Here is a 13,127-nt window from a genome sequence, read left to right on the forward strand (position 1 = left end):
CCAGATTAAACTTCTACACCCATTTCTTTTGCTTTCTCAACAACTTCTTCAATACGGCCTACAAGACGGAACGCATCTTCTGGAAGATGGTCATATTTACCGGCTAAGATTTCTTTGAAGCCTTGTACCGTCTCTTTTACAGGCACGTAAGAACCTTTTTGTCCAGTGAACTGTTCAGCCACGTGGAAGTTCTGAGAAAGGAAGAACTGGATACGGCGTGCGCGGTGAACGACAAGTTTGTCTTCCTCGCCTAATTCATCCATACCGAGAATCGCAATGATATCCTGAAGCTCTTTGTAACGCTGAAGCGTTGACTGTACTTCACGCGCAACCGCATAATGCTCTTCTCCAACAATTTCAGGAGCAAGGGCGCGTGATGTAGATGCCAACGGATCAACCGCAGGGTAAATACCCATTTCAGTTAATTTACGCTCAAGGTTTGTTGTCGCATCCAAGTGAGCGAACGTTGTCGCCGGCGCCGGGTCAGTGTAGTCATCGGCAGGCACGTAGATCGCCTGGATAGATGTAACTGATCCAACGTTCGTAGACGTGATACGCTCTTGGAGCTGACCCATCTCAGTTGCAAGCGTCGGCTGATAACCAACCGCTGAAGGCATACGGCCAAGAAGGGCTGAAACCTCTGATCCCGCTTGTGTGAAACGGAAAATGTTATCGATGAAGAACAGTACATCCTGTCCTTGTACATCACGGAAGTGCTCAGCCATTGTAAGGCCTGTCAAAGCAACACGCATACGTGCGCCCGGCGGCTCGTTCATTTGTCCGAATACCATGGCTGTTTTGTTGATTACGCCAGAGTCACTCATTTCGTAGAAAAGGTCGTTCCCTTCACGAGTACGCTCTCCTACGCCGGCGAATACAGAGATACCGCCGTGCTCTTGCGCGATGTTGTTGATTAATTCCTGGATTAATACGGTTTTACCTACACCGGCACCACCGAACAATCCGATTTTACCGCCCTTAATGTAAGGAGCAAGCAAATCAACAACCTTAATACCTGTTTCAAGAATTTCAACTTCTGTTGAAAGCTGATCGAATGAAGGCGCCTGTCTGTGAATCGGATCCTTTTTCGCATCCGCAGGAACCGGCTCATTCAAATCAATATTTTCTCCGAGAACGTTAAATACACGTCCAAGTGTTACATCACCAACCGGTACTGAGATTGGCGCTCCTGTATCTACAGCTTCCATACCGCGCTGAACACCATCTGTAGATGCCATTGCGATTGTACGGACTGTATCATCACCTAAATGAAGAGCGACCTCAAGCGTTAAATCAATACCTACTTCGTTTTCACTTGCAGCTGGCTGTGAAATTTTAATCGCATTATAAATTTCAGGCAAGTGACCGTCTTCAAAACGCACGTCGACGACCGGTCCTAATACCTGGCTAACGCGTCCTTTCTTCATCGCTATCCCTCCTGACAAAATCTTTCTATTCTAAAGCGGCTGCTCCGCCGACAATTTCTGTTATTTCTTGTGTGATGGCTGCTTGGCGAGCGCGGTTGTAAGATAGCGAAAGTGAATCGATAAGTTCCTTCGCGTTGTCTGTCGCATTTTTCATCGCCGTCATTCTTGCAGCGTGCTCACTTGCTTTACTGTCAAGAAGCGCACCGAAGATTAAGCTTTCTGCATATTGAGGAAGCAAAACCTCCAGAACCTCCTCTTCAGATGGTTCAAATTCATAAGACGCCGTTCTTTTTCCGCCGCCGTTGCCCAAATCAGATAACGGCAGAAGTTTTTTCTCCGTTACTTCTTGCGTAATGGCGCTGACAAAATGGTTATAAACAAGGTGCAATTCATCAAACGCACCGTCTATAAACATTTGGATCGTTTGACGGGCAAGATCTTTAATTTCTGTAAACGTCACTTCATCCCCAAGTCCTGTTAACTCGGAAATGATCGGAATCTCACGTTTCTTAAAGAAATCACGGCCCACTCTTCCGATGGCAATCACCGCATACTCATCCTTAGACTGATGACGTTCTTGCATGGCCTGATAAGCACTCCGTAAAACCGAACTGTTAAAAGCGCCGGCAAGACCGCGGTCAGACGTAATGACAAGGTATGCCGTTTTTTTCACTTCTCTGCTGAGAAGCATCGGGTGCTTCACGTTGCCGGAAACTCTTCCGACGTTTGACACAACCTCTTGGATTTTATCCATATATGGCACAAATGATTTTGCATTGTTTTCAGCACGATTCAGCTTAGCCGCAGATACCATCTGCATGGCTTTTGTAATCTGACTTGTTTTTTTCGTTGACGTGATCCTTGACTTAATATCGCGTAATGAGGCCAAAGATTTCACCACCTTTTCTCTTCATCTGCGTAAAAAGAGAGAAAAAGAGAACCTTTTTCTCTCATCAGCATTCGAGTTAGTTGCTTGGTGCAAATGTGCGTTTGAAGCCTTCGATTGCAGCATTGAAGTCTTCATCAGCAGGAAGGTTTCCTGTTTTCGCAATTCCGTCAAGCAGGTCTTTATGGTTTTGGTCAAGGTACATGTAGTACTCTTCTTCAAAACGTCTGATATCCGCCACAGGAATATCATCGAGATATCCTTTTGTCAGCGCATAAAGAATGGCTACTTGCTTTTCAACCGGAAGCGGCTTGTTCAGATCCTGCTTCAGCACTTCAACTGTACGCGCACCGCGGTTCAGTTTTGCCTGAGTCGCTTGGTCGAGGTCAGAACCGAATTGAGCGAATGCTTCCAGCTCACGGTATGACGCAAGGTCAAGACGCAAAGTACCTGATACTTTTTTCATCGCTTTGATTTGCGCTGAGCCGCCGACACGGGATACAGACAATCCGGCATTGATCGCTGGACGTACGCCTGAGAAGAACAAATCAGATTGCAGGAAGATCTGTCCGTCGGTGATGGAAATGACGTTCGTCGGAATATAAGCAGAGATATCTCCGGCTTGTGTTTCTACGAACGGCAGAGCTGTAATTGATCCTGCGCCTTTCGCGTCGCTAAGCTTTGCTGCACGCTCAAGCAGACGGGAATGAAGATAGAATACATCCCCAGGGAACGCTTCACGGCCTGGCGGACGGCGAAGAAGCAAGGACAGCTCACGGTAAGCAGCCGCTTGTTTAGAAAGATCATCGTATACAACAAGAACGTGCTTGCCGCTGTACATAAATTCTTCTGCCATTGTAACCCCAGCATACGGTGCCAGGTACAGAAGCGGTGCCGGCTGTGACGCAGACGCCGTTACAACAATTGTATAATCAAGCGCGCCGTGTTTACGCAATGTTTCTACTACGCCGCGGACTGTTGATTCTTTTTGACCGATCGCAACATATACGCAGATCATGTCTTGGTCTTTTTGGTTCAGGATCGCATCGATCGCAACAGATGTTTTACCTGTTTGACGGTCACCGATGATCAGCTCACGCTGGCCGCGGCCGATTGGAATCAGTGCATCGATCGCTTTGATACCGGTTTGAAGCGGTTCATGAACGGATTTACGGTCCATAACGCCTGGTGCAGGGCTCTCAATCGGACGAGTTTTGCTTGTAAGGATCGGGCCAAGTCCGTCTACCGGCTGGCCTAACGGATTTACAATACGGCCGATTAACTCTTCACCAACAGGAACCTCCATGATGCGACCTGTTCTTTTTACTTCGTCTCCCTCACGGATCTCACTGAAAGGTCCTAAGATGACGATACCTACGTTTGATTCTTCAAGGTTTTGAGCCATACCCAAAACACCGTTTGAAAATTCGACAAGTTCACCGGCCATACAGTTGTCAAGGCCGTGCACACGTGCAATACCGTCACCGACTTGGATGACTGTACCTACGTCTTGAACTTCAATATCAGATTGATAATTTTGTATTTGCTGTTTTATCAGCGTGCTAATCTCTTCAGCTTTGATGCTCACTTAGGTTTCACCCCTTCTATCGATTTTCCCCGGCTAATTGACGTTCAATGCGCTGAAGCTTCCCGCTTACGCTGCCGTCATAAATCCGGTTTCCAATGCGGACTTTAATGCCGCCTATTAAATCCGTCTGCACTTCATTTCTGATTCTCAGTGAAGCGACTCCGGCTTTTTTTGCAAACACTTGTGATAATGGTAAAATTTCAGCATCCGTCAGCGGTTTCACTGAATATACGATTGCGTCTTCTGTTTGACGGGCCTCATTTGCGAGTTTGATAAACTCATCTGTGAGCTCAGGCACAATCGCGGCACGATGGCGGTCAATCAAAAGAAAAATCGTATTAAGCACGGACTGTGACAAAGAGCCAAATGCATTTTGGATCAGCTCTTTTTTCTTCGCAGCCGGCACCTTCGGATGGTTCAACACATCATTAAGCGCTTTTTCATTTTGAAATACTTGTTTTACAACAGTTAGCTCTTCTTCTACTTGATTCAGCTGAGCGGACTCATTGGCTATATCAAAAAGAGCTGATGCATATCGTTTAGAGACAGCTGATCCACTCATCGGCTTTCTCCTACCTCTTTAAGATAGTCCTGGATCAATTTCTCTTGAGCTTGTTCATCCAGTTCTTTTTCGATCACTTTCGACGCAATCATGACAGAAAGAGACGCTACTTGCTCACGGAGAGCAGAAACCGCCTGTTCTTTTTCCTTCACGATTTCAGTTCTTGCTGCTTCTTTCAGACGTTCAGATTCTGCACGTGCAGCCTGAATAATCTCTTCTTTTTGCTTCTCTCCCAGTTTCTTTGCGTTTTCGATAAGAGTTTGGGATTCCTGTCTTGCTTCTTTTAAAAGAACGCGCTGCTCTTCAATCAGCTGCTGCGCTTCTTTATTTTTTTCTTCAGCAGACGTAATTTCTCCAGCGATGTGGTCTTCACGCTGTTTCATTATGTTTAATAGCGGCCCTAAAGCGTATTTCTTCAGAAGCGCTAATAAGATTAACATAGCTAACAGTTGGAACAGGATATCTCCGCCGTTAAACGACAATCCTAGTTCAAGTGGTAATTGAGACATCTACTACGGCAACTCCCTTCTGCAGGTTTTTCTTTGCTGATCCAGCAGCCGCACTTGTCTCTTTTCAGCCGGCAAGGCGGGATGCTTATCAGACATAAAGCAATGGCGAAGGTTCTCTTGGAATGATCTTCGCCATTTTTAGTTCATATAAGGCTTTTATGCTTAGCCAAAGAACGCTAAGAATGCGATAACGACAGCGATAATAGGAAGGGCTTCAACTAATGCGATACCCATGAACATAAGAGTTCTCAGTTCTTTACCTGCTTCCGGCTGACGGGCAATCCCCTCTACCGTACGTGAAACAATCAAACCGTTACCAATACCTGCACCAAGTGCGCCTAAACCAATTGCAATCGCAGCTGCTATTAAATTCATGAAAAAGTTCCTCCTTTAAAATGTTATCCGTTTGGATATAATGTTTTAATGATCATGACTGATTTTATGAGACATGTACACCATCGTCAGCATTGTAAAGATAAATGCCTGGATAGCACCAATAAATAAACTGAATGCTTGCCATGCCAGCATCGGCAGAATGGCACCGATTGTACCGACAAGACCGAGAGCCACGCTTTGCGAATAATGGCTTGTTGCTAATCCCGCAAGCAGGCCGAGAAGAATCTCACCGGCGAAGATGTTACCATACAGTCGCAAACCTAGAGTCAGCGTATTCGCAAACTCTTCGATGATTTTCATCGGGAGCATGAATGGAACAGGTCTTAAATAGTCTTTGGAATATTCCTTGAGCCCTTTCATCTTCACACCATAGTAGTGGGTTAAAGCAACAACCATCACGGCTAGCGTTAATGTAATGGCAGGATCGGCTGTCGGAGACTTCCACCAGAGCTCATGTCCGATTGTAATAGAGAACGGCAGCCCCAGCATATTCGACACAAATATGTACATCAGCAATGTGACACCAAGTGCCAAGAAGTTAGCCCCTGTTTTTAAATCCATTGTACTGCCAATAATATTGCGGACGAAATCAACAATCCATTCCATAAAGTTCTGGGCTTTTCCGGGACGGATCGAAAGCGTTCTTGTCGTCAATATAGCAATCAATAAAACAATCACACTCGCCACAGTAATCATCAGAATGTTTGTCAGATTAAAAGTAAGACCTAGAAATTCTATAGTTCTGTAACCATGATTCAAAGGGTTTTCACCTCTCTTCCATTGATGAACGTTTAAGCTGGATAAAGGAATCTATCATAATGACAGGGTATATTGTCATTAATCCAATAACTGTACTTGCCATATGAAAGTATTCGGGATTTTTATAGGCAACAGCCACAGCAAGAATCGCATTGCACCACCGCGCTGCGCTCCCGAGAGATCGTATGGACTTTCCTTTCTCAACAGCTCTGTCAAAAGCATTCATTCTTCTGACGAGCAGTAAAAAATTAAACAAACTGAAAACAGTTCCCAGAATAAGGCCTAAAAAAACGGTTTTATACGCTGTTAAACCATAACCCAGTACATACACTGCCAAAATGAACAATAAATATTTGCGTTGTCTGCTAAATGTAAGCTTGGGATCGTCCATCAATTATCTGTCTCCTGATGAAAAAATAATGTATAGCTTGGATACGGCAAAAATCAGCGGTTAACCCTTAGTAGAAGACCTTTTTTGACCGGCAAAACGGGCCTGTTCGAAAAAATCATTCATCCGCAAGCCTTGCAGGGATGCTGTTTCATTCGCTTAAATAAATCCTCATAATACGGGTTTGCTGAGAGGATTTACATTGAGGATGAGGACTATAATGAAAGCTATGAAAACCTTCTCATAATACCCTCGTTTAGCATACAATAGCCCCTAACATGTGTCAATCTGTTTAAAGTTAAAAAACTTTTTATACTTTACGTCTCCACAGAATGTTCACATTTTCACCTATAATTGTATACAGATTCACCGAATAGCAAAAAACTGGATAAAAAAATGAAACCCCCTTTTGGGGATTTCATTTTTTATTTTGTTCCAAACATGCGGTCACCCGCATCTCCGAGACCTGGAACAATATATCCTTTTTCATTTAATTTTTCATCTAGCGCCGCAATGTAAATATCAACGTCCGAATGATGCTTCTGCAATTCTTCCACACCCTCCGGCGCTGCTACAAGACACATGAAACGGATATTTTTCGCACCGCGTTTTTTAAGGCTGTGAATGGCTTCAACTGCGGAACCGCCCGTAGCGAGCATCGGATCAACCACGATGAATTCACGCTCTTCCACATCAGAAGGAAGCTTGACATAGTATTCCACGGGTTTTAAGGTTTCTGGATCACGGTAAAGGCCGACATGTCCCACTTTTGCCGCAGGAATCAGCTTTAAAATGCCGTCAACCATTCCCAATCCTGCTCTGAGGATAGGAACCACTCCGAGTTTTTTCCCTGAGATGACTTTCGATTTCGCAGCCTGAACCGGTGTATTGATATCCACTTCTTCCAGAGGAAGATCGCGGGTAATTTCAAATGCCATGAGTGTAGCCACTTCATCTACTAGCTCTCTAAAATCCTTCGTACCTGTATTTTCATTCCGTATATATGTCAGCTTGTGCTGAATTAAAGGATGATCAAATACATAAACCTTTCCCATACTGTGTTTCAGCTCCTTTTTTATTGTCCCATCAACAATTACACACTTCTATTGATTCTACAAAAAAAGACATTGAGTTTCAAGAACATCGTCAAAAAACCCGCCGGGCATAAGCCCCAGCGGGTTTTAGGATCTTAATAATCTAATTCTTTATATAAAGGAAATTTATCAGTCAGAGCAGCTACACGCTGTCTTGCTTCTTCAAGTTTTCCTTCATCTTCGTGGTTTTTCAATGCAAGCGCAATGATAGCACCGACTTCTTCTAAAGCGTCTCCGTCAAAACCGCGGCTGGTTACAGCAGCTGTACCAAGACGGATGCCGCTTGTTACGAAAGGTTTTTCAGGATCATATGGAATCGCGTTTTTGTTAGACGTAATACCGATTTCATCAAGTACATGCTCCGCAACCTTACCAGTCAGTCCGAGCGAACGAAGATCAACAAGGATAAGGTGGTTGTCTGTTCCGCCTGAAACGAGCTGGATGCCCTCTTTCGTTAAGGCTTCAGCCAGACGTTTCGCGTTTGAAATGACGTTTTGTGCATATGTTTTGAAATCGTCCTGCAATACTTCACCGAATGAAACAGCTTTTGCGGCAATAACGTGCATCAGCGGGCCGCCTTGAATTCCAGGGAAAATCGATTTATCAATTTTCTTGCCAAACTCTTCACGGCAAAGGATCATACCGCCTCGAGGACCGCGAAGTGTTTTATGTGTTGTTGTTGTAACGAAATCAGCGTAAGGAACCGGGTTTGGATGAAGGCCTGCCGCAACAAGTCCTGCGATATGTGCCATATCCACCATGAAGTAAGCGCCGACTTCATCAGCAATTTCACGGAATTTCTTAAAGTCGATTGTACGAGGATACGCACTTGCTCCTGCTACGATAAGCTTCGGTTTATGAGCGAGGGCTTTTTCACGCACGTCATCGTAATCAATATATTGAGTTTCTTTATCTACGCCGTACTCAACAAAGTTATATTGAACACCGCTGAAGTTGACTGGGCTTCCGTGTGTTAAATGGCCGCCGTGGGAGAGGTTCATCCCAAGTACAGTATCGCCTTGCTCCAAAATCGTGAAGTACACTGCCATGTTTGCTTGTGCGCCTGAATGAGGCTGAACGTTTACATGCTCCGCTCCAAAGATTTCCTTCGCGCGGTCACGAGCGATATCTTCAACGACATCGACGTGCTCGCATCCGCCGTAGTAGCGTTTGCCCGGATATCCTTCTGCGTATTTATTTGTCAAAACAGATCCTTGTGCTTCCATAACAGCTTCACTTACAAAGTTCTCAGAAGCAATCAATTCGATCTTAGTCTGTTGGCGTTCACGCTCATTTTTAATGGCGTTAAACACTTGTTCGTCTTGCGCAGGTAAATGTTTCATCAGCGAGATCCTCTCCTATCCGTATCCTGTTCTTTGTTTTTACCATCACTATTGTACATGGTTTTTAAGGCCGATGTAAAAGATTATTTTTAAAAAATCTAAATTTTTATTGGTAAAAACGAATATTAATAACTTAAATTTAATTTAAAGTTCGGAATTTATTTCACTGTCTTAAAATAAAAGAAAAGACTGGCTATGCAGTCCTTTCATTCGCACTCATAAACCGCCCGCACTCCGCCAATTAGTTTCGGCCGTGTACGCGCCAATGTCACATGAGCTGAACCGAGGCTGTTTTGAGAGACACGCACAGGGACAGCCACCGGCTTCAGATGCATGCCGATAAACGTATCGCCTATATCAATTCCGGCGTCAGCCTGAATGGTTTCAACAAGAACAGGAGACTTCATCTGCTTAAACGCATAAGACGCCATCGCTCCGCCCGCTTTTGGAACGGGCACGGCAGAAACGGTTGGAAACCTGAACAGCTTGGCTGTTTCTGCTTCGACGACAAGCGCTCTGTTTAAATGCTCGCAGCATTGAAACGCCAGATGGATTCCCGTTTTTTCCCGGAGCTCAGCAAGTCCGCTGTAGATGCTTTCAGCGATATCTACACTGCCCGATGTGCCGATCCGGCTGCCGGCCACTTCGCTCGTGCTGCATCCAAGGACGAAGAGCTGATCTTGTTTCAATTCCGCTTGGTCCTGAAACTCAGACAGCATCGTCTTCCACGTTTGTTTCAACTCATTCATTAAACAGCACCCCTACAGGTTTTTCTCTTCATAATCTGAGATTTTTCCAATACGCGTTTGGTGTCTTCCCCCGGTAAACTCAGTAGTCAGCCAGATTTTTGCGATTTCCCGAGCCAAACCAGGTCCGATCACCCGTTCACCCATCGCAAGGATGTTTGTGTCATTATGCTCCCTCGTCGCCTTCGCGCTGAAGGTATCGTGCGCCAGCGCGCAGCGAATCCCTTTTACTTTATTAGCGGAAATGCTCATGCCGATGCCTGTCCCGCAAATTAAAATGCCTCTATCAACTTCGCCGCTAACCACTTTTTCGGCCACCGGAAAAGCATAATCCGGATAATCGACAGAGCCGCTGCCGCAGTCACAGCCCATATCAATATATTCAATTTGCAATTCGTCCATTAACTCTTTGATTTCATTTCGAATGTGAACGCCGCCATGATCCGATGCAATGGCTACTTTCATCTGCTTTTCCTCCCAGCGTGTGTGATGCGGCCCGCCCGCTTTATTGACCGCGCAGCCTGTCCGCTCTTTGATTCACACCATATGATGTGCTTTTCACTATATTCTACTCCTTCACGCAGGATTTGCAAATGACCTGTTTACAGATTTTCTGACAACTTATCTGCGGTCTTTTTTCAGCTGTTTTGCCAGCTGCCGAAGAAGCTCTTCAAGCTCATCTCGCGTTTGTTTATAGATGTCAATTGAGCCGCCGAACGGATCGATGACATCACCATGGCTGCCTGTGACATATTCTTTTAACGTAAACACTTTATCACGATAACGTCCAAATTGGCTGGCAATGATCTGCTTGTGCTGATGGGTCATAGCCAGAACCAAATCAGCCGACTCCATATGTTCTTCAGTTAATGGAGAAGACACATGATTAAGGGCAATGTGTTTTTCAAACAGCGCTTCGACTGCATGAGGCGTCGCTTTCCCATTAGGTGAAGCAAACACGCCTGCCGAGCGGACATTGACATTCAGCCCTTCCATTTCTGCAATTGATTTAAAAAGCGCCTCAGCCATTGGGCTGCGGCACGTATTTCCAGTACAGACAAAAATAATATCCATGTCAGTCACCCCTTATTTTTCTCTATTATATATGAAGAAAAAAGAAACGGCGACTTCGTTTCTTTTATTGGTATATTAAATTGGCAAAAGCAGCTTTAATCCAAACACGATTAATATGATGCCCCCGAGCGCTTCGCTGTATGTGCCAAGCCATGACTGCACTTGTTTTCCGACCAGCAGGCCCAGCCATGTCAACATCATGCTGAACAGCCCGAACAGGGTAATTGTGAGGAGCGGATGCGAGCCGTATATCCCCAAGCTCAAGCCGACGGAAAAGCTGTCAAGGCTGACGCCGATGGCAAACAGCAATAAGCCCGGCCCTGCCGGTGACATGAATCGTTCTTCTGACTGTTTAAAAGAGGCCATAAGCATTTGAACCCCAAGAACAAAAAGCAGCGCCCCACCGATATAAACCGCTAACACGCCGAGGAGCCCTGACAACATGTTACCGGCCGCCATCCCTGCAAGAGGCATGATGACGTGAAAGAGGCCGATGATGAAACCAATATAGAATATCTGCTTCTTTCTAAGTTTGACCATGCCCATTCCAAGGCCGACAGAAAAAGCATCCATCCCTAAAGCAAACGCCATGATGCTTAATGTAATCAGTTCGCCTATAAACAAATCCGACATACATAAATAACCCCCTTGGACACGCCCCGCTTTTTTAGCCTATGCGTGTCCAAAAAGGGTTAGAACATCTGACTGCTTTCAGCGAATCACTCTTCCTCCGGCGGCTTTCATCAGCCTGTTCATAATAGCAAGACCGACACCTGTATCCGGAAAGGATTCCGCTATAATGAAATCCACCTTATTCTCATCAAAGCTGCGCAAAGCATCATACAGCCCTGCCGCAACAGTCTCAAGCTGAGCCCGTCTTCCGCAGCTCTTCACATAATCAGCGGAATAAACGCCCGCGTTTTCTTCTGTCGTCAGGACACCGACCCGTCTTCCGCCCTGTTGATATTCTTGAATGAGGTGCTGAATGCGCTCTGGGCTGCCTTCGCAAATGGCAAGAGGCGCTGTCGGCGCATAATGTGTATATTTCATCCCTGGAGAAATCGGCTTCTCGTTTTGGTCGCTGAGCCCTTTATCCACATGGATCGGCCCGATCACCGCTTCAATTTGTTCCTTCGTAATGCCGCCAGGACGCAAGAGAACAGGGATGTCGTCCGCACATGAAAGCACGGTTGATTCGACCCCGATTCCGGTAGGGCCTCCATCCATAATACCGGCTATGCGGCCATCCAAGTCGTGAGCCACATGCTCTGCTTTTGTGGGACTTGGTTTGCCTGATAGATTGGCGCTCGGTGCTGCAATCGGCAGTCCCGATTCGCGAATCAATGCAAGGGCAAGCGGATGATCCGGCATTCTAATGGCAACCGTTTCAAGACCTGCCGTTACACGAGGTGAAAGCGCATCAGGTTTGCAAGGCAGAATGAGCGTAAGTGCTCCCGGCCAAAACCGTTTCATCAATGTTTTCGCCTTTTCCGGCGCCGGGCCCGTTAAATCCTCAAGCTGGCTGATATCCGCAATGTGGACAATCAGGGGATTATCGCTCGGCCGCCCTTTCGCCTCATATATTTTTTTGACGGCATCCGTATTTTGTGCGTTTGCGCCTAGGCCATATACTGTTTCTGTCGGAAAGGCAACGACCTCATTTTCTCGGAGCAAAGCGGCTGCTTGTGCAATTTGTGGATCATTTGTGGATAACTCGTCAGTTACATCCACAAACCATCTTTTCGTTTTCATTTCTGACCAAACTCCTTATTCACAACAATAAAACGATTGTTTTACGCGTGTAATCCTTTTGAAAGTATAAAAGATGTCCTGTAATAAAACAAGCGTTATCCACAAATTGTGGACAACGCTAATAAAGAAGTGGATAAGTATGTGTATAAACTGCACTTATCCAGACGCTTTTTTCATCAAAACGGCTCCTTCTGTTTGCCGCGATTCACAGAAGTGATCAGAAGAAAACAGCTCCTCCGGTACACTCTCAGCTCTTTCAAAACCCATAGCCGTCAGAAAGTCCGCAGAGGAATGCTGATTTGCTACTAGGTACACGGTTTTGATCTGATGCTTTTCGCACAGCACCTCCATGCTTTGAAAAAGCGTGACAATGTGGCCTTGGTGAAGCTTGTCCGATATGACAAGTGATCGCAGCAGCCCCTGGTCACAGCTTATTTTTTCAATACCGAGGCATCCGGCAATGTTTTTCTCACTGTCCTCCAGCATAAGAAATTGAGTGAAGCCTTCTTTCACGCCTTCATAGCTGGTTTTTGCCTGTTTTAAAAATGCCTCGAGCACATCTCCGTCTTTTTCCCTTGCCACCCGCAGTTGATAAAACATCCG

16 protein-coding genes are annotated in these 13,127 nt (G+C 45.6%); all 16 read right to left on the minus strand.

The annotated features are described in order from the left end of the window. Positions 1-5: 5 nt before the first annotated feature. Entirely contained in the window at positions 6-1,427 is a 1,422-nt protein-coding gene (gene atpD / locus KXZ66_RS19420; RefSeq protein ID WP_003227686.1) for a F0F1 ATP synthase subunit beta, read from the minus strand. A 25-nt stretch (positions 1,428-1,452) separates the two neighbouring features. Further along, positions 1,453-2,316, minus strand: coding sequence for an ATP synthase F1 subunit gamma (atpG, locus tag KXZ66_RS19425; protein ID WP_032727048.1), 864 nt, complete (start codon positions 2,314-2,316; stop codon positions 1,453-1,455). A gap of 76 nt (positions 2,317-2,392) precedes the next feature. Then, positions 2,393-3,901, minus strand: a complete 1,509-nt coding sequence (gene atpA / locus KXZ66_RS19430) for a F0F1 ATP synthase subunit alpha (RefSeq protein WP_014481186.1) — start codon at positions 3,899-3,901, stop codon at positions 2,393-2,395. 16 nt (positions 3,902-3,917) lie between these two features. After that, positions 3,918-4,463 carry a F0F1 ATP synthase subunit delta gene (locus tag KXZ66_RS19435; protein WP_003227679.1) on the minus strand — a complete coding sequence of 182 codons (546 nt, stop codon included), beginning with the start codon at positions 4,461-4,463 and terminating at the stop codon, positions 3,918-3,920. After that, positions 4,460-4,972, minus strand: a complete 513-nt coding sequence (gene atpF, locus KXZ66_RS19440; protein WP_003244051.1) for a F0F1 ATP synthase subunit B — start codon at positions 4,970-4,972, stop codon at positions 4,460-4,462. Before atpF ends, KXZ66_RS19435 begins: the two co-directional genes overlap by 4 nt. A 162-nt stretch (positions 4,973-5,134) precedes the next feature. After that, entirely contained in the window at positions 5,135-5,347 is a 213-nt protein-coding gene (gene atpE, locus KXZ66_RS19445; RefSeq protein ID WP_003151167.1) for a F0F1 ATP synthase subunit C, read from the minus strand. Between the two features lie 45 nt (positions 5,348-5,392). Further along, a complete protein-coding gene (gene atpB / locus KXZ66_RS19450; protein WP_003242621.1) occupies positions 5,393-6,127 on the minus strand; it encodes a F0F1 ATP synthase subunit A in 735 nt (244 codons plus the stop codon). A gap of 7 nt (positions 6,128-6,134) precedes the next feature. After that, positions 6,135-6,518: an ATP synthase subunit I gene (gene atpI / locus KXZ66_RS19455; RefSeq protein WP_003243159.1), complete on the minus strand. Its 384-nt coding sequence runs from the start codon at positions 6,516-6,518 to the stop codon at positions 6,135-6,137. A 422-nt stretch (positions 6,519-6,940) separates the two neighbouring features. After that, entirely contained in the window at positions 6,941-7,570 is a 630-nt protein-coding gene (gene upp / locus KXZ66_RS19460; protein ID WP_003227670.1) for a uracil phosphoribosyltransferase, read from the minus strand. 134 nt (positions 7,571-7,704) lie between these two features. Then, positions 7,705-8,952 carry a serine hydroxymethyltransferase gene (gene glyA / locus KXZ66_RS19465; protein ID WP_003227669.1) on the minus strand — a complete coding sequence of 416 codons (1,248 nt, stop codon included), beginning with the start codon at positions 8,950-8,952 and terminating at the stop codon, positions 7,705-7,707. 206 nt (positions 8,953-9,158) lie between these two features. Beyond that, complete coding sequence (locus tag KXZ66_RS19470; protein WP_125121095.1) at positions 9,159-9,701, minus strand: TIGR01440 family protein; 543 nt, start codon at positions 9,699-9,701, stop codon at positions 9,159-9,161. 12 nt (positions 9,702-9,713) lie between these two features. Further along, positions 9,714-10,163, minus strand: coding sequence for a ribose 5-phosphate isomerase B (rpiB, locus tag KXZ66_RS19475; protein WP_003221910.1), 450 nt, complete (start codon positions 10,161-10,163; stop codon positions 9,714-9,716). A 156-nt stretch (positions 10,164-10,319) separates the two neighbouring features. Further along, positions 10,320-10,772, minus strand: a complete 453-nt coding sequence (prpB, locus tag KXZ66_RS19480) for a protein arginine phosphatase PrpB (RefSeq protein WP_015384897.1) — start codon at positions 10,770-10,772, stop codon at positions 10,320-10,322. A 75-nt stretch (positions 10,773-10,847) separates the two neighbouring features. Next, entirely contained in the window at positions 10,848-11,405 is a 558-nt protein-coding gene (locus KXZ66_RS19485) for a manganese efflux pump MntP (RefSeq protein ID WP_003227661.1), read from the minus strand. Positions 11,406-11,483: 78 nt separating this feature from the next. Beyond that, entirely contained in the window at positions 11,484-12,524 is a 1,041-nt protein-coding gene (locus KXZ66_RS19490) for an L-threonylcarbamoyladenylate synthase (protein WP_125121094.1), read from the minus strand. A gap of 156 nt (positions 12,525-12,680) precedes the next feature. Then, complete coding sequence (locus KXZ66_RS19495; protein WP_003244265.1) at positions 12,681-13,124, minus strand: GNAT family N-acetyltransferase; 444 nt, start codon at positions 13,122-13,124, stop codon at positions 12,681-12,683. Between the last annotated feature and the right edge of the window lie 3 nt (positions 13,125-13,127).

Source organism: Bacillus sp. LJBS17 (assembly GCF_019334685.1).
GTDB lineage: Bacteria > Bacillota > Bacilli > Bacillales > Bacillaceae > Bacillus > Bacillus subtilis.